The sequence below is a fragment of the Bacteroidales bacterium genome (assembly GCA_029210725.1).
GTDB lineage: Bacteria > Bacteroidota > Bacteroidia > Bacteroidales.
The window spans coordinates 1-21,050 of sequence record JARGFM010000002.1; the positions used below are offsets into that span (position 1 = coordinate 1).

General features: G+C 48.9%; 13 protein-coding genes and 1 pseudogene. 7 read left to right on the forward strand and 7 right to left on the reverse strand.

Features of this window, described 5'->3' with window-relative positions; genetic code table 11:
• Positions 1–224 precede the first annotated feature (224 nt).
• The 3 genes from P1P86_01350 (at position 225) to P1P86_01360 (ending at position 3,056) form a co-directional block, all read left to right on the forward strand.
• Positions 225–1,292, forward strand: a complete 1,068-nt coding sequence (locus P1P86_01350) for a family 20 glycosylhydrolase (protein ID MDF1573824.1) — start codon at positions 225–227, stop codon at positions 1,290–1,292.
• Positions 1,293–1,320: 28 nt separating this feature from the next.
• The gene (locus tag P1P86_01355; GenBank protein ID MDF1573825.1) at positions 1,321–2,046 is read left to right on the forward strand and encodes a cyclic nucleotide-binding domain-containing protein; all 726 of its coding nucleotides are present in this window, start codon (positions 1,321–1,323) and stop codon (positions 2,044–2,046) included.
• An 83-nt stretch (positions 2,047–2,129) separates the two neighbouring features.
• Entirely contained in the window at positions 2,130–3,056 is a 927-nt protein-coding gene (locus P1P86_01360) for a DUF1295 domain-containing protein (protein MDF1573826.1), read from the forward strand.
• A gap of 4 nt (positions 3,057–3,060) precedes the next feature.
• Here the strand turns inward: P1P86_01360 and P1P86_01365 are convergent, their stop codons facing one another.
• Both P1P86_01365 and P1P86_01370 read right to left on the reverse strand, forming a co-directional pair.
• Positions 3,061–4,125 (reverse strand): ATP-binding protein, encoded by a 1,065-nt coding sequence (locus P1P86_01365; GenBank protein ID MDF1573827.1) that lies wholly within the window; start codon positions 4,123–4,125, stop codon positions 3,061–3,063.
• Positions 4,115–5,476: pseudogene (locus tag P1P86_01370) on the reverse strand (sigma-54 dependent transcriptional regulator). Before P1P86_01370 ends, P1P86_01365 begins: the two are co-directional and overlap by 11 nt.
• Before the next feature lie 192 nt (positions 5,477–5,668).
• Between P1P86_01370 and P1P86_01375 the strand changes: the two are divergent.
• The 4 genes from P1P86_01375 to P1P86_01390 all read left to right on the forward strand — a co-directional run bounded on the left by P1P86_01375 (position 5,669) and on the right by P1P86_01390 (position 13,735).
• Positions 5,669–7,045, forward strand: a complete 1,377-nt coding sequence (locus P1P86_01375; protein MDF1573828.1) for an ABC transporter permease — start codon at positions 5,669–5,671, stop codon at positions 7,043–7,045.
• The gene (locus P1P86_01380; protein ID MDF1573829.1) at positions 7,042–8,085 is read left to right on the forward strand and encodes an ABC transporter permease; all 1,044 of its coding nucleotides are present in this window, start codon (positions 7,042–7,044) and stop codon (positions 8,083–8,085) included. The genes P1P86_01375 and P1P86_01380 overlap by 4 nt, the downstream gene beginning before the upstream one ends.
• 123 nt (positions 8,086–8,208) lie before the next feature.
• Positions 8,209–12,579: a CusA/CzcA family heavy metal efflux RND transporter gene (locus P1P86_01385; protein ID MDF1573830.1), complete on the forward strand. Its 4,371-nt coding sequence runs from the start codon at positions 8,209–8,211 to the stop codon at positions 12,577–12,579.
• A gap of 10 nt (positions 12,580–12,589) precedes the next feature.
• Positions 12,590–13,735 carry an efflux RND transporter periplasmic adaptor subunit gene (locus P1P86_01390; GenBank protein ID MDF1573831.1) on the forward strand — a complete coding sequence of 382 codons (1,146 nt, stop codon included), beginning with the start codon at positions 12,590–12,592 and terminating at the stop codon, positions 13,733–13,735.
• Between the two features lie 49 nt (positions 13,736–13,784).
• Here the strand turns inward: P1P86_01390 and P1P86_01395 are convergent, their stop codons facing one another.
• The 5 genes from P1P86_01395 to P1P86_01415 all read right to left on the reverse strand — a co-directional run bounded on the left by P1P86_01395 (position 13,785) and on the right by P1P86_01415 (position 21,027).
• Positions 13,785–14,960, reverse strand: a complete 1,176-nt coding sequence (locus tag P1P86_01395; GenBank protein MDF1573832.1) for a TolC family protein — start codon at positions 14,958–14,960, stop codon at positions 13,785–13,787.
• Positions 14,957–18,046 carry an efflux RND transporter permease subunit gene (locus tag P1P86_01400; GenBank protein MDF1573833.1) on the reverse strand — a complete coding sequence of 1,030 codons (3,090 nt, stop codon included), beginning with the start codon at positions 18,044–18,046 and terminating at the stop codon, positions 14,957–14,959. The genes P1P86_01395 and P1P86_01400 overlap by 4 nt, the downstream gene beginning before the upstream one ends.
• Before the next feature lie 11 nt (positions 18,047–18,057).
• The gene (locus P1P86_01405; protein ID MDF1573834.1) at positions 18,058–19,566 is read right to left on the reverse strand and encodes an efflux RND transporter periplasmic adaptor subunit; all 1,509 of its coding nucleotides are present in this window, start codon (positions 19,564–19,566) and stop codon (positions 18,058–18,060) included.
• Between the two features lie 77 nt (positions 19,567–19,643).
• The gene (locus tag P1P86_01410; protein ID MDF1573835.1) at positions 19,644–20,063 is read right to left on the reverse strand and encodes a hypothetical protein; all 420 of its coding nucleotides are present in this window, start codon (positions 20,061–20,063) and stop codon (positions 19,644–19,646) included.
• A 43-nt stretch (positions 20,064–20,106) separates the two neighbouring features.
• On the reverse strand, positions 20,107–21,027 hold the full coding sequence (locus tag P1P86_01415) for a sugar phosphate isomerase/epimerase (GenBank protein ID MDF1573836.1): 921 nt from the start codon (positions 21,025–21,027) through the stop codon (positions 20,107–20,109).
• Positions 21,028–21,050: the final 23 nt, after the last annotated feature.

Genomic DNA, 21,050 nt, shown 5'->3' on the forward strand with positions numbered 1-21,050 from the left:
AATCCGGCTCAAGCCACCTGGGGGTAAAACCGTTTTTCAATTCTGCTATCTTATTGATATCTTTACTCTGCAGCATGATTGTTGTGTTTGGACGACATAGTTAATATACTCAAAAACAGTATATTAACGTAACAATCCTGCTGCTTTTTTCTTTCTATATCTTGTTAGTTTTCAACATCTAAGAGAACTGCGAAACTTTAATTAATTAAAAAAAAGCGAAGAAAATGTCCCGGAAAGTTGCACTTATCTGCTTGCTGTTTTTTACAGGCTTTTGTTTAAATGCCCAATCCACCCTGGAAGATCGCATACCTGTCAGGGGCTTTAGTATTGCCGCTCCGTCTCCGGGGGCCGTGGACCGGTTTGAGGCCTTCATTGAGGAGGAGCTGGCCGCCAGGGACATCAATGTGCTGATTCTCCGGGTCGATTATAACTTCCAGTACAAGTCGCATCCGGAATTACAGGATTCAGAAGCACTTTCCGAAAAGGATGTGAAAAAACTGGTAGAGGTGTGCAAGGATCTAGGAATCCGTATCGTCCCGCAGATCAACCTGCTTGGTCATCAGTCCTGGGCGGAAGGGATCGGGAACCTTTTAAAGGCATATCCTGAATTTGATGAAACCCCTTCCATACAGATGCCGGAGAAATACGAATGGCCCAATGAAGATGGCCTTTATTGTAAAAGCTATTGCCCCTTACACCCGGGAGTTCATAAAATAGTCTTTGAGTTGGTGGATGAATTAATGGATGTGTTTGAAGCTGTCGATTTTCATGCGGGTCTCGACGAAGTATTTTACATTGGGCAAGAGGAGTGTCCCCGTTGTTCCGGTCATGATCCGGCCGGGTTATTTGCCGGCGAAGTGTGGCAGATCAGAAACCACCTGGCTGAAAAAGGAAGGAGACTCTGGATATGGGGAGATCGCCTGCTGGATGGAAAAGCGACCGGACTGGGAATGTGGGAGGCCAGTATGAACAACACCCACCGGGCCATTGATATGATACCCAAAGATGTTTTTATCTGCGACTGGCATTATGAACGACCCGATAAAACCTCTGTCTATTTTGCCATGAAAGGTTTTGATGTGGCCACCTGTCCATGGCGGAAACCTGAAGTGGCCCGCATACAGGTTCAGGACATGATTGCATTTAGAAGTGGCTCCACGCCTGCCATGAAAGAAAAATTCCAGGGAATCATACTGACCAGCTGGTCCAGTGCCGAAAATTTCATGAAGAACTACTATGACGATTCCGGGGAGGATGGAGTCAAAGAGATGCTTTCCATTTTTGAACTGTAGCACGGGTAAAACTGAAATCCGAATTACTATGAGAATCCTTGTTGCTTTAAGATCGTTTTTTGCCTCGAGCAGGCAGGTGAATAAACCGGTGGATGTTCCATCCCATGAAACCATGGAGAAACCTGTGGAGATGCTCCGTGGACTGCCCTGGTTAGCAAAGCTGAACGAAGAGGTGTTCCAGCGGGTAGTGGATGGATTTGAAACACGCCGGTTCCCTGAAGGTGCGGTCCTGCTGAAAGAAGAAGATCCTGATAACGGCATGTTTGTGATTGTGGAGGGTAAAGTAAAAATAGAGATCAGGGGAATCCAGATGGACGTGGTTGGAGCGGGTAGCTTGATTGGGGAAATGGCAGTCCTGACCGGCTATCCCCGGAGCGCATCTATAATTACCGTCTCGCCGGTAACTGTCGTTTGGCTGGAGCCGGGCACCTTAAAATCAATCATGAAGAAATCCACGGAATTAGAAAACGGACTTTGGGAATTTGCCAGTATGCGTTTTGCCATGAACCTGCTGGGGAAGAAGGAACCATATAACCAGTGGGAGCAGAATATATTCATACAGTGGCTGGCGGCCGGGGAAATTAAATTACCCAACGAAAATGGAATCATCGACCTGAAAGGCAAAGTAGGAGTCCTGGTTACCGGTACTGCTGCAAGCCATGATGGAAGCACCGTAGTAAAAGCTCCGGCATCGCTTACCGGTACAGACTATGTTTTTAGCCAGGAGGCACGGGTATACCTGCGAGATAAATAAACCTTAAGCTCCCTGCGGATATTAGCAGGAGGAGTGATCTGGGAAATGTTTTTATATTTGCCATCGATCAAATCTGAGCTCATATGTGGAAAACTGTTCTTGCGCTGCTGGTGACCATCATTGTGATCCCTGTCCTGGCTTTCACCATGGATGAACCTGTCACTGCCTTTCAGAATGAGATGCTGACAAAACTGTTCCTGGTCTATCTGGCTGCTGCACTGCTCACTTTTGTGCTGAGCTCAATAACCAACAACTACAGTCAGGTGGATAAGCTGTGGAGCCTGATCCCCATGGTATATGTCTGGATGGTGGCCGTTCATTCAGCATTTGAACCCCGTTTGGTTTTAATGGCAATGCTGGTAAGCGCCTGGGGCCTGAGGCTGACCTACAATTTCTCCCGGAGGGGGGGATATTCCTGGAGATTCTGGACCGGAGAAGAGGACTATCGCTGGGCCGTGCTTCAGGCCAAACCTGAATTTAAGGCAAGGTGGAGGTGGATTCTTTTTAATCTGCTCTTCATTTCCCTGTATCAGATGGGTTTGATACTGCTTTTTACCCTTCCTGCCGTCAGAAGCCTGGATGGCTTGCCTCTGGGATGGCCAGATTATCTGATAGCTGCTCTCTTGCTTTTTTTCATAGTGATCGAAACTATCTCCGATCAGCAACAATGGAATTATCATAAGGAAAAGAGAAAAGCGCTGGCAGCAGGAGGTCATATTCCGGAGATTTACAAGAAGGGTTTTGTGCATAAGGGATTGTGGGGAATGGTTCGTCATCCCAATTATGCAGCCGAACAGGCCATCTGGATTGTATTTTATTTCTTTAGCGTGCTTGCCACCGGAAACTGGCTCAACTGGTCGGTGATGGGGGCCATTCTGCTGGTGCTTCTATTCTGGGGGAGCAGTAATTTCAGCGAATCCATCACCAAAGAAAAATATCCCGACTATGCCGGTTATCTGAAGAAAGTTCCACGCTTTTTACCCTTCAGCAAGAAAGGGAAACACAGGTAAGGATTTATCTTTGAATCAAACATATCTCCACCCGGGTTCCCTGACCTGGTTCAGAGTCTATCCGGATGCTTCCCCCGTGTAAGCTGATAATCTGTCTGCATAAGCTCAACCCGATACCGGAGCCCTCTTCCCTGGTGGTAAAAAAGGGAATAAACACCTGCTCCAGTTTATCCCCGGAAATCCCTTCTCCATTGTCGCGGACCGAGAGACATATGTGGTCAGCAGAATCGTGGTAACATGCCAGTTCAATTACCGGGTCTTCCTGATCGCGGAGAGCCTCCAGGGCATTTTTTACCAGATTGATCATGACCTGTTCCAGCATTTGCCGGTCAGCTTCAATTTCAATCCTGCATGGCCCGGCCCAATAAATCCGGGTTCCCTTATTCTTAAGATCCTCCCTGAAAAGCTGTTCAATTTTGTCAAACAGCTTATTGACCGAAATGCGCTCCGGGGTCATCGGGGGAAGACTGGTCAGCTTCTTATATCTTTCAATGAATTTTACCAGTCCCTTGGAACGTTCTTCAATAATAGAGGCACTTTGAAGAGCGTCCTGGAGAACCTCTCCGCTTATTTGGGCCGGAGACGAAAGCTCTTCCCTATTGCCAAGTTTCCTCCGGATGGCCGTGGAAAGGGTAATTATAGGCGTTATGGAGTTCATGATTTCAATCTTTCCGGAATCGTCAAAGCAGAGAATGCCGGTGGAGACATTATCCAGAATGGCCGCCAGATAATGTGCCTGAACCTCCAGGTCGATACGGGCTTCCTTTAACTCTCCAATCAGGCTCTCCATGCTTTCCTTAAGTCCTTTAAAATGCCTTTTCACAAAAGCCAGGGAATAATGGAGCGAGGGATCGCTCTCCTGCATATAGGAAAGAAAATTCCCCAGTATGCGGTTTGTCCGGTTTACATAATATATCATCCGGAAAGTCAGCAGAAGGGCAAATACGGCCATACCCACGGCACTGTTGGGCTGCTGTCTGACCTGCAGGAAATAGAAACAAAGAAATGCGGAGAAAAAGATCAGCAGGCAGTGGGCAACAACAGACAAATAAAAGCGGTTAGATCCCATATTTCTTCAATTTGGTGTACAGGGTGGTCCGGGAAATATCGAGCATCTGAGCTGCCTTTGTATGATTTTCCCTGCATTTATCCATGACCCGGACGATCGTCAGGCGTTCAACATCATCCAGTCTGAAAGAGGGATGGACCTCAGCTTCATGACGATCAAGGAGACGGAGGTCCCCGGGACCCAGCCGGGTACTCTCGGAGAGAATGACAGCACGCTCCATGGTATGTTTCAGCTCTCTCACATTCCCCGGCCAGCCATATTCCTTTAGTTTCCGGACGGCACTCTCCATCAGCTTCAGTCCGGGCTTGTTGTATTTACGGGGATACTGTTCCAGAAATAATTCTCCAAGTACCAGGATGTCATCGCCCCGTTCTCTGAGAGGTGGAACTTCGAGGGCCACGGTATTCAACCGGTAATAGAGATCTTCGCGAAAGGAGCCTTCAGCAATCATCTTTTTCAGGGACCGGTTGGTGGCGGCGATAAGGCGGATGTCAATGGGAACGGGGGTAAAATCACCTACCCGGATCAGTTCCCGGTTCTGGATTACCTGTAGCAGTTTGGCCTGGATCGGCAGCGGAATGTTCCCGATCTCATCCAGGAACAGAGTACCTTCGTGCGCGTTCTCAAAGCGGCCCGCCCGGTCTTCACGGGCATCCGTAAAGGCCCCCTTAACATGCCCGAACATTTCGCTTTCAAACAGGGATTCGTTCAGGGAGGCCACATCCACTCCCACAAATATCTGAGCGGCACGTTTCGAATGTCTGTGAATTTCCCTGGCGATTACTTCTTTCCCCGTACCATTTTCTCCCAGGATCAACACATTTGCATCTGTCGCAGCAACCCGCTTAGCGGTTTTTATCAACTCTTGCATGGCCGGAGAGCTTCCGTGAAACATCCGGTGCTCCCGATCCAGGTCTTCCGACAGCTGTTTTTGCCGGTTTTTGATTTTTTTAAGCTCCTGGTGGGACCTTCTCAGGCGCCAGGCATTCTTCAGGGTAATGATAAGCTTTTCCGGATCCCTGGGTTTGACAATAAAATCGGTGGCCCCCTCCCTGATCGCTTTTACCGCAAGTTCTATATCCCCGTAGGCCGTTATCATAATGACTGGCAGCAGGGGGTCTGTGTTCATTATTTCATGAAGCCAGTAAATTCCTTCGTTTCCGGAGGTTTAGCCCATGGCAAAATTCATGTCCAGCAAAACGATATTATATCTGTTTCGCCAGAGCATCTCCGGAATGCGGGATGGTTTGGGAATAAGATCCACGAACTCGAATTCATCCTTCAATAATAGGCGGAGCGATTCCAGAATCTGGACATTATCGTCGATAATAAGAATGCGTGCAGGACTCATTCCTGGATATTTACCCGTAATTTAAGGGTATTCGTCCGAAATGTTGGCACCTGCTGTTCAGTTTCTGAACAGTCATTTTTATTGTTGGAACCGAAACAAATTCTTAATAATCATATAATCAGGCTTATAGGACTGAATTTCATATTTTGGCATCCATTTGGCATTGGGACCTGTAACCATAGAAATTCAAGTATGATACGCAGCTATTTTAAACACGCCTTCCGGAACCTCCTGAAGCAACGGGGGCGAACCCTGATCAATGTTTTCGGACTCTCATTCAGCATAGCCATCGTGATTATCATCTTTCTTTATGTGAGCGGAGAAGTGACTTACAACAATTTTCACAGGCAGGCCGATCGAATCTACCGTGTCTACAGCTCTATGCAGTCGGTGGAAGGAGAAACCTGGTATTCTTCTTATCAGCCAGCTGAATTTTCCGGAGCCTTGCAGGAAAGTGTCCCGGGAGTGGAATCCACGTGCCGGCTGAAATCCACCCCGGTTTTTATTGGTCTGGAAGAAGAGGTCTTCCAGGAGCATGTGGGCTTTGTGGATTCCACCTTTTTTCAAATATTCAGCTATGATTTTCTGGCTGGCGACGGAGAAACGCCTCTTCATATGATTAAGAGTGTCGTGCTTACCGAAAGTGTGGCCCGTAAAATTTTCCGCGACAGCCTGGTTCACCTGGATGATCTCATTGGCCGGACCGTGAATTTTCCGGAACGTCCCCCCTTTAATATCTATACAGTTACTGCCATTATTGCGGATCCGCCAAAAAATACTTCCTTTCGGTGGAGTGTGCTGGTCCCCTATGTAAATGCCCGGATCTATCCCCGGAGCAATGACTGGGGAGGGGATACCTATACCTATGTGATGCTGGATGAAACCAACAACCTGAGTCAGCTGGAGTCTGCTTCCGCTGCCCTGGTGGAGCAGATTCACGGGGAAAACATCAACGAGGCTGTTAAGGAGGGCTTTTTGAGAGAGGGTGAATATAACTTCACTTTTCATTATATGCCTTTCCGGGACTTTTACCTGGAGTCAGATTTTATGTGGGAATTTTATGAGATCCGGGGGAATAAGAAAGCCCTGTATATTTTATCCAGTATCGCCGTTCTGATCCTCTTGATTGCCTGCTTCAATTATGTCATGATTTCCATTGGGACCGCCATGAACCGCATTGGTGATTTCGGTCTGATGAATGTGGTGGGCGCCCAACGATGGCAGGTACTCTTCCAGTTTGTGGTGGAATCATTTGTCCTGACCCTGATTTCTCTTCTCCTGGGTATTATACTGGCAGAACAGCTTTTGCCTCTGTTCAATCATCTTGCGGAGGAAGATCTGCTTTTCTCCCTTTATTCCAGGGGAGGGAATTTTTTATTCCTCCTGATCATACTTCTGTTTATTGTCGTCAGCACCAGCACTTATATCGGGATCTACCTGCTTCACAGGGCACAACCTTTGCTCCTGCTCCGAAGAGACATGCTGTCGGTTCGCCGCAATGGAGTGGCCCGGATTTCGGTGGTGCTGCAGTTTCTTATTGCGATTATCCTGCTGATATCCGGGGGGTGATCCTGAAGCAGCTGCATTACCTGTTGAACCGTGATGTGGGGTTTTCCAAAGAGAATACAGCCGTGATCCACGTGGATTTTGAAATGCAGAAAATCCAGACTTTGAAGGAAAGAATCCTGGAATCACCGCATGTCCGGTCGGTGACCATGAGCGATCGGAATTTCGACAGCGGGAGCTCTTCCCAGAGCGTGCATAATCCGAGCGGAGAAAGCGTTAGCATTCGCTTTCTGAGAGTCGATGAGGATTATTTGCAAACCCTTCATCTGGAATTGATCGAGGGCAGGGATTTTTTTCGCAATGAAGGCGGGGACAGCATTCCCAAAGTGATCGTCAATGAGACCCTGGTCCGGCAGATGGAGATTGAAGACCCGGTTGGAGAACGGCTAATTCTGGGTTCCGATGGTTTTGCCGTCGATATCATCGGGGTAATTCGTGATTTTCACTTCGATTCCATGCATGATGAAGTGCGGCCCCTGATGCTGCACACCTTTGATTACAATTCCATCTGGTTTCTCTTTGTTAAGGCCCGGGAAGGCCAGATGGCAGCGGCACTGGAACATTGTGAAAAGGTATGGAGGGAGGTGGTGCCGGAGTTCTCCAGGGATTACACCTTTATGACTGAAATCCTGGAGGGACAGTACAAGGATGAAAGCCGGTGGAGCCGGATTATTGCTCATGCCTCGGGAATTGCCATTCTGCTTTTCTGTCTGGGTTTGATGGGTATCAGCGGACTGCTGGTGGCCCGCCGCTTTAAGGAGGTGGGAATCCGTAAGGCCCACGGGGCCAGTATTTGGAAAATCATCGTCCTGCTAAACGGGGAACTTTTAAAATGGGTCTTGCTGGCTTATGTGATTGCCTGCCCGGTGGCCTGGTACATTGCGCAGCGCTGGATGCAGAATTTTGCTTACCGCACAGGGATCTCCTGGTGGATTTTTGCACTTGCCGGACTGTCGGCCCTGCTGATTTCCGTGCTGACCATTACCCTTCAGATCTACCGGGTGGCCCGGCAGAATCCGGTCAATGCCCTGCGATATGAATAATCTGGAATTTGGTTCGTCCTGCGGCAGGGGCAGTGCTGTTTTGAATCTGCTTTGAGCTGATCCCAAGCTGAATTTAGCTATCTTTGGAGTTCAGTAGTTCTGAACTCTAATTAAAGCCCTGGCATGCTTAACCGAATCATCAACTTAAGCATTAAGAATAAACTGATCATACTTTTGCTGACGCTTTTTATGGCTGGCTTTGGTGTGTATTCCATTTTTCAGATACCTCTTGGTGCAGTTCCCGATATTACCAACAATCAGGTACAGGTCATCACCACCTCCACCAATCTTTCCACCCAGGATGTGGAACAATTCATCACATACCCGGTGGAGCTGGAAATGTCCAATCTTCCCGGAGTAGAAGAGATCAGGTCCATCTCTAAATTTGGCCTCTCGGTGGTTACCATCGTGTTTGAGGATAAGCTGGGGACCTACCTGCCCAGGCAACTCATTGCCGAGAAAATTAAAGCTGCCGCAGCCAATATCCCTGAGGGATTCGGAACCCCGGAGATGGGTCCCATCACTACCGGGCTGGGAGAGATTTACCAGTACATTTTGGATACCAAACCTGGTTACAAGGATAAATATTCCATCATGGAGCTTCGTACCATTCAGGATTGGGTGGTAAGAAGGCAACTTTCAGGAATTCTCGGAGTGGTGGAGGTGAATACCTGGGGTGGATTCCTGAAGCAGTATGAAGTGGCCGTGAATCCTGAAAGGATCAAAGGCCTGGGAATTTCTCTGCTTCAGGTTTTTGAGGCCATCGATAAAAATAACAGTGTAGCCGGTGGGGCATACATAGAAAAGCAGAACCAGAGTTTTTTTATCAGGGGTGATGGACTGGTTTCCTCCCTGGAGGATCTGGAAGAAATAGTGGTTTCCAACCAGGAAGGGATTCCAATTCTTATCAAGGATATTGCCACGGTGCGGTTTGGAAGTGCCAACCGCTTTGGTGCCATTACAGCCAATGGCGGGGGAGAGAAGGTGTTGGGTCAGATCATGATGCTCAAAGATGCCAATTCCAACAAGGTGATTGATGCTGTTAAGGAGCGGGTGGCGGAGGTTCAGGAGACACTTCCCGAGGGGATTTTTATCAATCCTATCGTGGAACGGAGTGAATTGATCGCTAAGACCTCCCTGACTGTCTTTGAAAACCTTTTGTTTGGCTGCCTGATTGTCTTTTTTATTGTGGTGCTGCTGCTGGGTAATTTACGTTCAGGTCTTGTCATAGCCTCTATCATTCCGCTTTCGCTCTTATTTACTATTTCGATGATGTATATTTTTGGAATCGATGCCAACCTGATGAGCCTGGGGGCGCTCGATTTTGGGATCATCATTGATGGAGCTGTCATCATTGTGGAATTTATTGCCATACGTCTGACTCTGAATCGCGATAAACTGGAGGGAACAGATCCGGAGGAGAAGCAATCCCTGATGGACCGGATTACCCACGATGGGGCCTCCAAGATGATGAATTCCGCCATTTTCGGGCAGCTGATTATTCTGATTGTCTTTATACCCGTGCTTTCGCTGAGCGGGGTGGAGGGGAAGATGTTTCGTCCTATGGCACTCTCCTTCAGTTTTGCATTGCTGGGGGCCATGTTCTTTGGCCTGACTTGGTTGCCGGTGGCCTCGGCGCTTTTTCTGCGTCCTGAAAAGAAGAAACAATTTGCCCTCACCCGTTTTATCATGAAACTTTTTTATCGTTCCTACGAGCCGGTTATTCGCTGGTCCTACGATCATAAGGGGGTCATTTTCGGACTCGCCATTGCGTCCCTGATCTTTACCGGAGTCATATTTTCCAGAATGGGTGGCGAATTTGTACCCACCCTGGATGAAGGCGATTTTGTGATACAGCCGGTGCTAAAAACCGGCACCTCTCTGTCAAAAACGGTAGAACTGACTACCCGGATGGAAAATATACTGATCGACAATTTTCCTGAAGTCGATCAGATTGTCTGCCGGATCGGGGCGGCAGAAGTGCCCACGGATCCCATGTCCATGGAGGAAATAGATATGATCATCAAGCTAAATCCGAAAAAAACCTGGGTTACAGCTGAGAGCAAGGAGGAACTGGCCGACCGTTTTAAGGAAGCGCTAAGCATCATACCGGGTATCGATTATGAGTTTACCCAGCCCATAGAAATGCGTTTTAATGAATTGATCACCGGTGTGCGTGCCGATCTGGCTATTAAGATTTTCGGAGAGGACCTGGATATCCTGGCGGAAAAGGCCCAGGAGGTTAAGGCTTTGATCGATGAGGTACCCGGGGCGGTAGATATTATTATTGAAAAGACTGCCGGGCTGCCTCAGATGAGTGTGAAATACAGACGCAACAGAGTGGCATATTATGGTCTTTCTATAGAAGAACTGAATCGTTATCTCAACATGGCCTTTGGAGGTGCCACCGCAGGAAACGTGTTTGAAGGGGAGAGGCGCTTTGACCTGGTGGTCCGGCTATTGCCCGAATTTCGTGAGGACATTGAGCATATCAGGAACCTTCCGGTTCAGATCCCCAATGGAAAGCAGGTCCCCCTTAGTGAGCTTGCGGAGATTAAGTATGCTACCGGGCCCGCCAAAATTTCCAGGGACGATACCCATCGCCGGGTGGTTGTGAGCGTCAATGTGCGCAACCGGGATCTGGAATCGGTGGTTACAGATATCGAAGCCATACTGTCCCGGCAGCTGGAATTACCGTCCGGGTATTCGGTGGATTATGGAGGGCAATTCGAAAATCTTAGAAACGCAAGTCAAAGACTAAAAGTGGCGGTGCCGATCGCCCTGCTTCTAATCTTTATTTTTCTTCATTTTGCCTTCAGTTCCTTTAAGGAGGCAGCCTTGATTTTTACGGCGGTCCCCCTTTCCATTGTGGGAGGTGTTTTTCTGCTCTGGATCAGGGGCATGCCTTTCAGTATTTCGGCGGGTATAGGATTCATCGCCCTGTTTGGTGTTGCCGTGTTGAATGGAATTGTATTGATTGAGCATCTGAAAGATCTGAAAAAGCAAGGGATTACCAATATGCGCGAGAGGGTTCTGAAAGGAACCAGTGAGCGGCTACGGCCGGTTTTGTTAACGGCCGGTGCAGCTGCATTGGGATTTCTGCCCATGGCTATCTCAAATTCAGCCGGGGCAGAGGTTCAGCGTCCGCTGGCCACCGTGGTTATTGGCGGACTGGTCACCTCCACGCTGCTTACCATGCTGGCACTGCCTCTGCTGTATGCGGTGGTTGATGATATCACAGGAATTCGATTATGGCCTCCGCGTTTTAAGAGACAGAAGATAGTACCGCTTTTGCTTCTCCTGCTGATCCCTGCAATGGCTGTCTCACAGTCTTCTGATTCCACGGGAGTTGAAGCGGAGGGGCTCTCTCTGGATGAAGTTCTTGAGATCGCATACCAGAAAAACAGTGAACTAGAAGCTTATCGATTGATGGCGGAAGAGAGTGGTGCACTTATTCGCACTGCCTATTCCATAGATAAGACCTCCCTCTATTACAGCTATGACGAGAATAATATTGCATCCAATGACTATCCCATTGGGGTCTTTGGAGGGGAGCAACGTTTTGATTTTCCCTCGGTCTATCCTGCCCGGAAAAGGGCCAACACCTTTGCATATAACATGGCTGTAAATCGCCTGGAGGTAAAACAGAGAGAGCTTACACGGGAAGTATCGAAAGCTTATTATCGTTTATTGTACCTGAAAAACAGCCTGAGGCTTTATGAGAAAGTCGATAGCATCTACAGCCGGTTTACACGGGCATCGGAGACCAATTACAATCAGGGGGCTATCACTTACCTGGAGTTGCTCAATGCCCAATCGAAACATCAGGAGATATTTCTGATCCAGAGCCAGATGCAGCATGATATGGATATAGCCTTTGAACATCTTTCGACTTTGATGCATGTCGACTCTGTATTCCATATCTCAGAAAGGCCTTTGGAATTATTACTGGTTGAGGCAGATAGTGTCTGGTCGGATCCCGGATTCCACTATTTTCAGAATGCTGCATTAAAACAGGGTGCAGACTTAAAGGTCGAGAAAAATCTCATGCTGCCTGATCTGACACTGGGATATTTTAATGGCACCAACAGATATGAAGGAGCCCGTCATTACCAGGGTTTTGAACTGGGTGTAGGGGTGCCGCTCTTCTTTGGCGAGCAGCGGGCCAGGGTTAAAGCCTTACAGTTCTCCATGCAGGCCACAGAGAATCTTCAGAGCTACTATATCCGGACTTATGAGAACAGAGTGTCTGAATTGAGGAATGGTTTAGCGAAATATCAGGAAGCCATAAGCTATTATGAGCGCATCGGAAAGCAACTGGCTAAGGAACTGATACGGTCATCACAGATGAGCTATTCAGCTGGTGAGATTGATTTTTTTCGCCTGGCTCAAAGCCTGGACCGGGCCATAGAGCTGGAAATGAGCTATCTGGATAATCTGAACTCTTACAATCAACTGGTGCTGGAAATTAACTATTTAACACTTGAGAATTAACGGAATGCTTATGAAATATTCTTTGCTTATTATATCGATACCGTTATGGCTCCTTAGTTTCTCCTGTCATCGTAGTCCGGGGGATGAGAGCACTTCTTCCCCGGGTGCTGTATTAAATAACAGCGATGAAACGGGAAAGATAAGCATCTCCAGGGAGCAGTTTGAGTCCATGAACATGAAGGTGGGTGATCCTGTACCCACAATGTTCAGTAACAGGCTCAGTGCCAATGGGTACGTGGAGGCCTCACCCACCGGAAGAGCAAAAATTGGAACCTTTATGTCCGGGCGGGTCAAGCAGATCAATTTCTCCACGGGGGATTTTGTTAAAAGCGGGGAAACATTATTTACACTGGAGAGCTATGAGCTCATTCTTCTGCAACAAAGCTTTGCGGAGGCATTTCAGCGCCTGAAATTGTTGCAGGCGGATTATGAGCGCCTGCAGGTTCTCTGGGATGAAAAGATTGCGGCACAGAAGGATTTTCTGAAAGCTGAAAGTGAATACAAAAGCTTACAGGCTGAAGTGGAAGGCCTTAAGGCACAGCTAAGAATGATTCATATTGATCCTGAGGTGATTACCAAAGGAATTATGATCCCTTATCTGTCGGTGAAATCTCCCATTTCCGGAACCGTTATCCGCCAGAAACTGGTGTTGGGGCAGCACATTGAGCCCCTTGAAACTGCCATGGAAGTGGTCAATGTAAAAGAACTGCGCTTAAGGTTGGAGTTGTTCGAAAAATCCATTCCTGATTTGGAAGTTGGTCAGCAGGTTGAGTTTTCCCTTCCCGACCGGCCGGATCAGCTATACCGGGCCACCCTGAGCCACATTGGAAAATCTGTTTCCTCAGAAACCAGGACCGTGGAGTGCTATGCAAGAATTGCAGAGAAGGATAAGATGGCTTTCGTGAATAATATGTTCGTGGAAAGTACTATTATTACCTGCGAAAGGGAAGCCCTGGCCATTCCTGAGGAAGCACTTATCAGGGAGCCGGAAAGGGATTTTGTATTGATTCTGACCGATGAGACCGCTGATCAAATGACCTTCCGGAAAATTCCGGTCAGAACGGGTACTACCCGGCAGGGGCATACCGAAATTCTGGAAGAGGACATAACTTCGGTCTTAATGGAAGGCGCCTATAACTTATGGACGGATGAATGATACCCAAAGCACTTTTTCTGTAGCGCCCTCACATTTGCAGATCACTTATTTACAGGTATATTTTTAACAATTCTGCTTCCCGGATCAGCAGGTCACGCTTATAACGAAGAAGCTGCTCTTGGTTCCGGAAGTAGAAATCAGAGGTATAAAAATACTCGGAAAGAGAGATTTCCCCGTTTTCAAGGACAGAGCTAAGCAGAGACAGACTATTGGCCGATTTCAGGGCCTCTTCCAGCTTATTCACCCTTAAGCGGAGAGTCTCCAGCTGCTTTAGTTTTTGCCTGAGCTCCTTTTCCTGCCGGAGGTTTACCTCTTGCACTTTTGCTTCAGCCCGGGCTATCTCCGATTTCGCTTTCTGAACCGTGTTGGCATTTTCCCACAGGGGAACAGACAAGCCCACACGGAATCCCCGGTATGCCTGATCGATCACCGATTCGGAAAAATATCCTGCCATGAGCCTGGGAAGGTGCTCGCTGACAACCAGATTAAGTTCTTCCTCTTTTAACTGAAGGCCCTGGTCGTATAACAGGGCGTATGGTCCGTATCGGTAAGCCTCAAGCAGAGTGTCGGGAATCAGCCGGGCGGGCTCCGGGAAGTGGAGATCATCAATTTTTATCTGATTTCCTCCCGTAATCTCCGTCAGTGCCATTCGCTTAGTCTCCAGCTGAGCAAGTACTTCCCCGTATTCTCCTTCCAGGGAAGCGAGCATTAATTTACTCTGTCCAAGCTCCAGGAGTCCGAGCTCACCGGCCTCCAGCTGCTGCTCCACATGAAGATGGATGATTTCAGCCTGCCGGAGTCTGTTCGAGAAGAGATTGCGGAGCTGGTTGAGATGGATTTTTTCGATCCAGAGCTGCCGGGCTTTAAGCAAGACCTCCTGCCGGGTGAGGAGATATTCCAGTTCGGCTCGTGAACTCTGGATTTTTCTCAGTTTTGATCTGTGAATATAGGTGGTGGGAAAATCCAGTTGCTGACTGATCCCGAAATCGACGCGGCGACCCAGATCGGACGGCTTCCCGAACAGGTAGGCAAACTCCAGCTCCGGATCCGGCGGGGTGTTTCCGGTGCCAGCTTCAAGAATGGCCACCTGGTATTGTTCCCTGGCCACCTTCAGTTCCCGGTTTTGTTCCAGGACCAGTTTCATCAGGCTGTCAGCTTGCTGCGCCTTCGTACCGGCTATGATTCCAAAGCTCAGTAACAGGATATGGATCATTGTTGTCTTCATGCTTTTCTTTTTTCAATCATATAGTATACTGCAGGGATCACAATCAGGTTGAGCAGGGTGGAGGTAACCAGTCCGCCCAGAATCACAATGGCCATGGGGCTCTGGATCTCATTTCCCGGCTTATTCCCTCCCATGGCCAGGGGAATCAGGGCCAGGGCCGAGGCCAGGGCGGTCATCAGAATGGGATTGAGCCGGTCGGCCGATCCGTGAACAATGGTGTCTAACAGGCTCTTCTCCTCCTTCCGAAGTTGTATATATCTGGATATCAATAAAATTCCGTTTCGAGTGGCAATCCCGAAGAGGGTGATAAATCCGATGATGGAGGGGATGCTAAGCACTCTGCCGGTCATCCAGATGGCCATTACACCTCCTATCAGGGCCAGGGGAAGATTCAGAAGAATTATACCGGCCAGTTTTCCGCTTCTGAATTCCTGGAAAAGAATCACGAAGATCACCAGGATAGCCAGCAGAGAGGTAAACAGAAGTGTCTGGGAGGCACTTTGTGCGCTTTTGAATTGTCCGCCATACTGGATCCGGTATCCTTGTGGCAGCTCTATCTGACTCTCAATGACAGATTGGATCTCGGCGACCACACTGCCCAGGTCCCGGCCCGCGGTATTGGCCGAGATTACGAGTTTTCGCTGCACATTCTCCCTGTTGATAGTATTCGGTCCGCTGCCAGAAACCACATCAGCCACATAACGCAGGGGAATGCGGTTTCCCTTGTAGGTATCGATCAATGCATCTTCGATATTCTCCCTGCTGTTCCTGAAGGGAACATCGTACCTGATCACCAGGGGGTAATTGAGATTTTCGTCGTAAACCTCAGCGTATTTTTCCCCGGCAATGGCAGTTTCCACAAACTGTGTCAGCTGATTCTGGGAGATTCCGTAACGGGCCAGCATTTCCCTGCGGGGCCGGATCTGTATCTGGGGAACCTCCACCAGTTGCTCCACGTTCAGATCCACCAGTCCGGGAATGCCTGAAATTGCCTGCTGTATCCCGGTGGCTGTTCGGTACATGGTACTCAGGTCGGTACCGAATAGTTTGATGGCAATGCTTGCCCTGGTACCCGAGAGCATGTGATCGATGCGGTGACCCAGAGGCTGTCCTATATTGAGATTTACTCCCTGGACATGTGAGAGTCTCTCTCTTACATCTTTCATGAAGGCTTCGTAATCTCTGTCTCCCAGGGTGTAGGGGATATCGATTTCAGCCGAGTTGGTCCCCCCGTGGCTGTGCTCATTCAGTTCTGCCCTTCCGGTTCGCCGGCAGACATATTTAACTTCAGGGATTTCCATTAAAGCTGCATCGATTTGCCGGATGAGTTGATTGCTCTCATCCAGGGACACTCCCGGTAAGGTCACCGCAGTGATGGTGAGTGTCCCCTCGTTGAATTCTGGCAGGAAAGAGTTTCCAAAGCGGGTGAAGAGGACCAGGGCCATGACCAGGAGGCCGGCGGCAAGAATCACGACCTGAAGTCTCCATTTAAGTATCTGAGGCAATGTCTTTTTGTAATAATTATTGAGCTTTTGTACCAGCGGGTTGCCTCCCCGTTCATCTTTTTCGAGCTGTTTTTTACCTGTTAGCATATAACTGGAGAGAACCGGAGTCAGGGTCAATGCAACCGCTAGGGAGGCCAGGAGCGACACAATGAAGGTAATACCAAGGGGTTTTAACATACGCCCCTCCATTCCTGCCAGAAAAAAGAGGGGAATAAAAGTCACAATGATGATCAGGGTGGCCTGTACAATAGAAGAGCGGATCTCCACAGAAGCCTGGTAGATCACCTGCAGCTTGCCCTTCTGTTCTGATTTGGGCAGGCGGTGATTCTGCTTCAGACGTTTAAGTACGTTTTCCACATCGATGATGGCATCATCAACCAGCGCACCAATGGCAATAGCCATACCCCCCAGGGACATCGTGTTAATAGTGAGCCCCAGCAGCTTCAGGGTAATGAGTGATAGCATCAGGGAGAGGGGGATTGCCACCAGGGAAATGAGGGTGGTTCGCAGGTTCAGCAGGAAGAGAAACAGGATAATACTCACAAATATACCTCCCTCCAGCAATACCCGGAACACATTGTTTACGGATGTATTGATAAAATCGGCCTGACGGAAAATCCCTGAGTTAATATGGACATCATCGGGGAGTGTGGCCTGCAATCCTGTCAGAGCCGATTCCACCTCTTCGGTAAGGGTCAGGGTATTTACATTAGGCTGCTTCAGAATAGTCAGGATGACCGCTTCTTGCTGGTCCAGCCAGGCATTCCCTACCAGATCGGGATGACCAATCTTTACCTCGGCCACATCAGCAATTTTCACAGGTTTCCCATTTCTGATCTTGATCACTGCTGAAGCGATATCGGCACAATCGGTGGAGCGGCCGGTAACCCGGACGGCGTACTCCTGACCATGCTGGTTGATGATGCCGCCCGCTGCATTGCTGTTGGTGTTTTCAGTAATGGCGATCAACTCCTCCAGGCTCACGTCGTGGTATTTCATTTTGTGGGGATCAACCAGGATCTGGTATTGTTTTGGGAGGCCCCCGATAACCACCACCTGGGCCACTCCGGTCACAGAAAGAAGGCGCTGCCGCACCTGCTTATCGGTGATGGTTCGCAGCTCGAACATGGAGAGGGAATCGGAAGTAAGAGATACAAGCATCACCTCACCCATTACAGAGGTTTGCGGTGCAATAATTGGGGTCCTAATCTGTTTGGGAAGCAGGGCCGAAATGGTTGGCAGCTTTTCACTGACTATCTGACGGGCTCTGTAGATATCCGTATTCCAGTTAAATTCCACCCAGACGATGGAGAAGCCATAAGAAGAACTGGAACGGACCCTTCGTACATCGGTGGCTCCGTTGAGAGACGATTCAATGGGAAAAGTAACCAGGGTTTCCACCTCTTCCGCGGCCATGCCATGGGCATCGGTAAGCACCACCACAGTAGGAGCCGTCAGGTCGGGAAATACATCGATTTCCATATTTCTGGCTGTAAATAATCCTCCGATCACCAGCATCAGCGACAGGAAAATAATCATCATCCTGTTATCCAGGGAATATTGTATGATTCTGTTCAGCATTTCTATCTCTTTTAATGGGAATGTCCGTCACCAACCACTCCGCTAACCAAAGATGCTGCTTTAACCAGCATCACGCCCCTGGTGACTACCCGCTCTCCTGCCTGCAGTCCCCCGGTAATTTCCACTTCGAGGCCATTATTTCCGCCGGTGCTTACAAATCTTTTCGTATAGCTTTCCCCGCTCAGCTGAACATACAGATAGTGTCCTCCCTGTTCTTCAGCCAGGGCAGTAAGCGGCACAGAGAGAATGTTACTTTTTTCTTTGGCCTGAAGGAATACTTCGGCAAAGGCCCCCTCCAGCAGGTGGCCATCGTTCTGCAATCTGAAGATTACCGGAAGATAGTGATCGTTCTCAGCCACTGAAACACCTGCTGCAAGCAGGGTCCCGCTCATCTCCTCCACGGTAAAAACCTGCTTGCTGTAGGCGGGTCTGAAATGGGCGCTTCGAATATCATTCAGCTGGTCATAGTATTGTTGTGGAAGATCGGCCCTCAGCATCAGGGTACGGTTTGTGGAGAGAGTGGCAAGCAATTCGCCGGCTTCTGTATATTCCCCGTCCGAAACAAGCAGCTCATGTATGGTCCCCGATACGGGCGCCGTAACTTTTACCCCGCCCTCTGAGAAATTATGGGCCAGATGGTAGTAACGCAGACTATCTTCCACAAAGGAGGCCCTGGACTCCAGGAATTGCCGCTCGGAAATGGTTTCCTTTTTAAACAGTGCCAGGTGTCGCTGGTATTCACTGCGGCTTTTCTCCAGCCTGTTCCGTGCTTCCTCATACCGGAGTTTCACATTATCTTCCAAAAGGTTTTCCGAGGAGAGAGTAAAGAGCATTTGTCCCTTCTTTACTTTGGATCCCTGTACCAGGAAGGGATTGGTAAACCGGACAATTCCCGGGCTGCTGGCCGTTATATTTTTATTCTCTCCCGGCATGGCCATGAGCTCCCCGCTGGTGGGGATCACTGCATGGAAGGGAGCCGGATCTATCTTCGAAACCATAAACTCAGATTGCCAGGCCTGCTCTTTCAGAAATTCAATCTCCCCGATGACCCCGGCTTCATGAGCATGTCCGACATCCTCTGATTCACCGGCATGTATATCACCGTGATCTTCGTAGACATGCAGGTACTGCTCCGCAGATTGGCTTACAGATCCGTTGTTAAATACGAATTCTGCATGAAAAGCGCCGGCTTTCCGGGGGGTATATGGAACATGGAAGATCCCGGGTGATCCTGCTTCGCCTGAAGTGACCGTTACTCCGTCTATGAGGATGCTTACCCGGCCGGTTGAACAGGCTTTATAATCGGTCAGATCGGTGAGGTGCACCAGGAATTCTGCCTCCTTACCTGCTTCCAGGGGCGGATGTTCAATAAAGAACTCAAATTGCCCGCTGAAGAGCGTATATTGATTGCCCTCTTCGTTATGCTGGTGGGAGCTGGCCGGCTCACCCGGATTTGTATGGGGACCGGTATGGCAGGCAGTGAATACCACCAGGAGTGAAATAATGAAAACTTTGCTCATGCTTTGAATATTTAGAATGTCATACTACAGTGTATCTTGGATACACTGTGGCTTATAACTGGAAGATCTGGCTTGAGTTATGCCATGGAGGGGGGTGCCCGGAGGGCCCGGGTCCCCATTTCTGCAGGCGAACTGCCGGGGGCTTTAAGCGGGGTATATGATCTAGAAAGCCGGACCTGGGGGATTTCAGGAACATAGGCTTTACGGAGAATTATCAGAGCCAGCAGCGGAACGGTCCTTGTCTGGTTCAGAGAAGGGCTGTAATTTTTAAATACCACATCGTTAAAGGCATGGCAGTGGTCGGGCTGCTTCTCAGTATCCTTGCTCTGGTCTCCGTCATGATTGTGACCGTGATGATTTCCGTGTTCGATGGGACAAGCAGTGGCCATCGGGCCGGAAAGCACCCCGGAATGGTGATTATGTGGCACCAGGTTGTGTCCCAGTAAGGCTGAGAAACAAAACAGTAGTAGACCAGCTATGTGTCTGTTGGCGTTCATAAATACTAAGTCCGGACAGCAAAAATAGTGATTTCTTTAGATATCAGGTAATTTCCAGAATAAGGGATTTCATTTTAGCCAGACCTCTTTTAGCCACAAGCAGTGGATCTTCCTTCCAGTAAGTCCGGTTGAAAAGCTCCAGGGACAGCACTTTCTCTCCCCCCATTTTTTTCAGGTCGGTCAGAATCTGTTTCATGGGAGCCGCTCCGTCACCCGGGAAAACACGGTCCGCATCATCCTGCTGCTCTCTGGGTTTGTTTTCAGGATAGTCGTTCATATGAAAGAGATCAATCATATTTCCGTCAAGCATTTTTAAGGCATTGAACCCGCTCCCCCCCCGGAACATGTGATATACATCGGGAAGTATTTTTACCTCCGGATCATCTGCTGCTGCTGCGATCATCAGGACCTGGCCCAGGTGCCACAACACAGGCGAGGATCCCCAGAATTCCAGCTGGGGCATCACGCCGGTTTGCCTTCCCAGGTCGAGCAGGCGTTTGTATTTTTCTCCTGCTTCAAACAGATCCGGAGGCTGGTCACCAGGAAGCCCTGAAGGTGCAGCTGCGATGCGTCGGCATCCGATCCCGGCCAGCATTTTCATTTCTTTTTCCATCTGGATAAACCCGGCTTCACCTTCCGCCATCCAGGGGGCAAATCCAATGGCATTTTCTACCTGAATTCCATGGTCCTCGATATACATTTTTAACGAGGAAAGAGAATGCCCCGCTTTCAAAGCGATCTCCACATCTCTTACCCAGACCTCAATACCGTCATATCCTGCTTTTGAAGCGACCTTAATGTAAGCGAGAAGCCCGGGATTGTGACCACTTATAGTGCTGGTGTTCAAACAGTAACGGAATATGGAGGGAGTTCCGGATAAGCCAGCCCTAAGCCGAGCCGGAAAGGCCATCAACAGGGGACCCATGGCCAGGGTAGTGAGCGCCTCTCTTCTTGATATTCTCATTTTTAATTGTTCAATTTGTATGA

Excerpts from the sequence above, each read along its gene's own strand:
- P1P86_01365 (MDF1573827.1), bottom strand. The coding sequence starts at position 4,125 with ATGGGATCTAACCGCTTTTATTTGTCTGTTGTTGCCCACTGCCTGCTG.
- P1P86_01360 (MDF1573826.1), top strand. The coding sequence starts at position 2,130 with ATGTGGAAAACTGTTCTTGCGCTGCTGGTGACCATCATTGTGATCCCT.
- P1P86_01350 (MDF1573824.1), top strand. The coding sequence starts at position 225 with ATGTCCCGGAAAGTTGCACTTATCTGCTTGCTGTTTTTTACAGGCTTT.
- P1P86_01390 (MDF1573831.1), top strand. The coding sequence starts at position 12,590 with ATGAAATATTCTTTGCTTATTATATCGATACCGTTATGGCTCCTTAGT.
- P1P86_01410 (MDF1573835.1), bottom strand. The coding sequence starts at position 20,063 with ATGAACGCCAACAGACACATAGCTGGTCTACTACTGTTTTGTTTCTCA.
- P1P86_01405 (MDF1573834.1), bottom strand. The coding sequence starts at position 19,566 with ATGAGCAAAGTTTTCATTATTTCACTCCTGGTGGTATTCACTGCCTGC.
- P1P86_01375 (MDF1573828.1), top strand. The coding sequence starts at position 5,669 with ATGATACGCAGCTATTTTAAACACGCCTTCCGGAACCTCCTGAAGCAA.
- P1P86_01400 (MDF1573833.1), bottom strand. The coding sequence starts at position 18,046 with ATGCTGAACAGAATCATACAATATTCCCTGGATAACAGGATGATGATT.
- P1P86_01395 (MDF1573832.1), bottom strand. The coding sequence starts at position 14,960 with ATGAAGACAACAATGATCCATATCCTGTTACTGAGCTTTGGAATCATA.
- P1P86_01415 (MDF1573836.1), bottom strand. The coding sequence starts at position 21,027 with ATGAGAATATCAAGAAGAGAGGCGCTCACTACCCTGGCCATGGGTCCC.
- P1P86_01385 (MDF1573830.1), top strand. The coding sequence starts at position 8,209 with ATGCTTAACCGAATCATCAACTTAAGCATTAAGAATAAACTGATCATA.
- P1P86_01355 (MDF1573825.1), top strand. The coding sequence starts at position 1,321 with ATGAGAATCCTTGTTGCTTTAAGATCGTTTTTTGCCTCGAGCAGGCAG.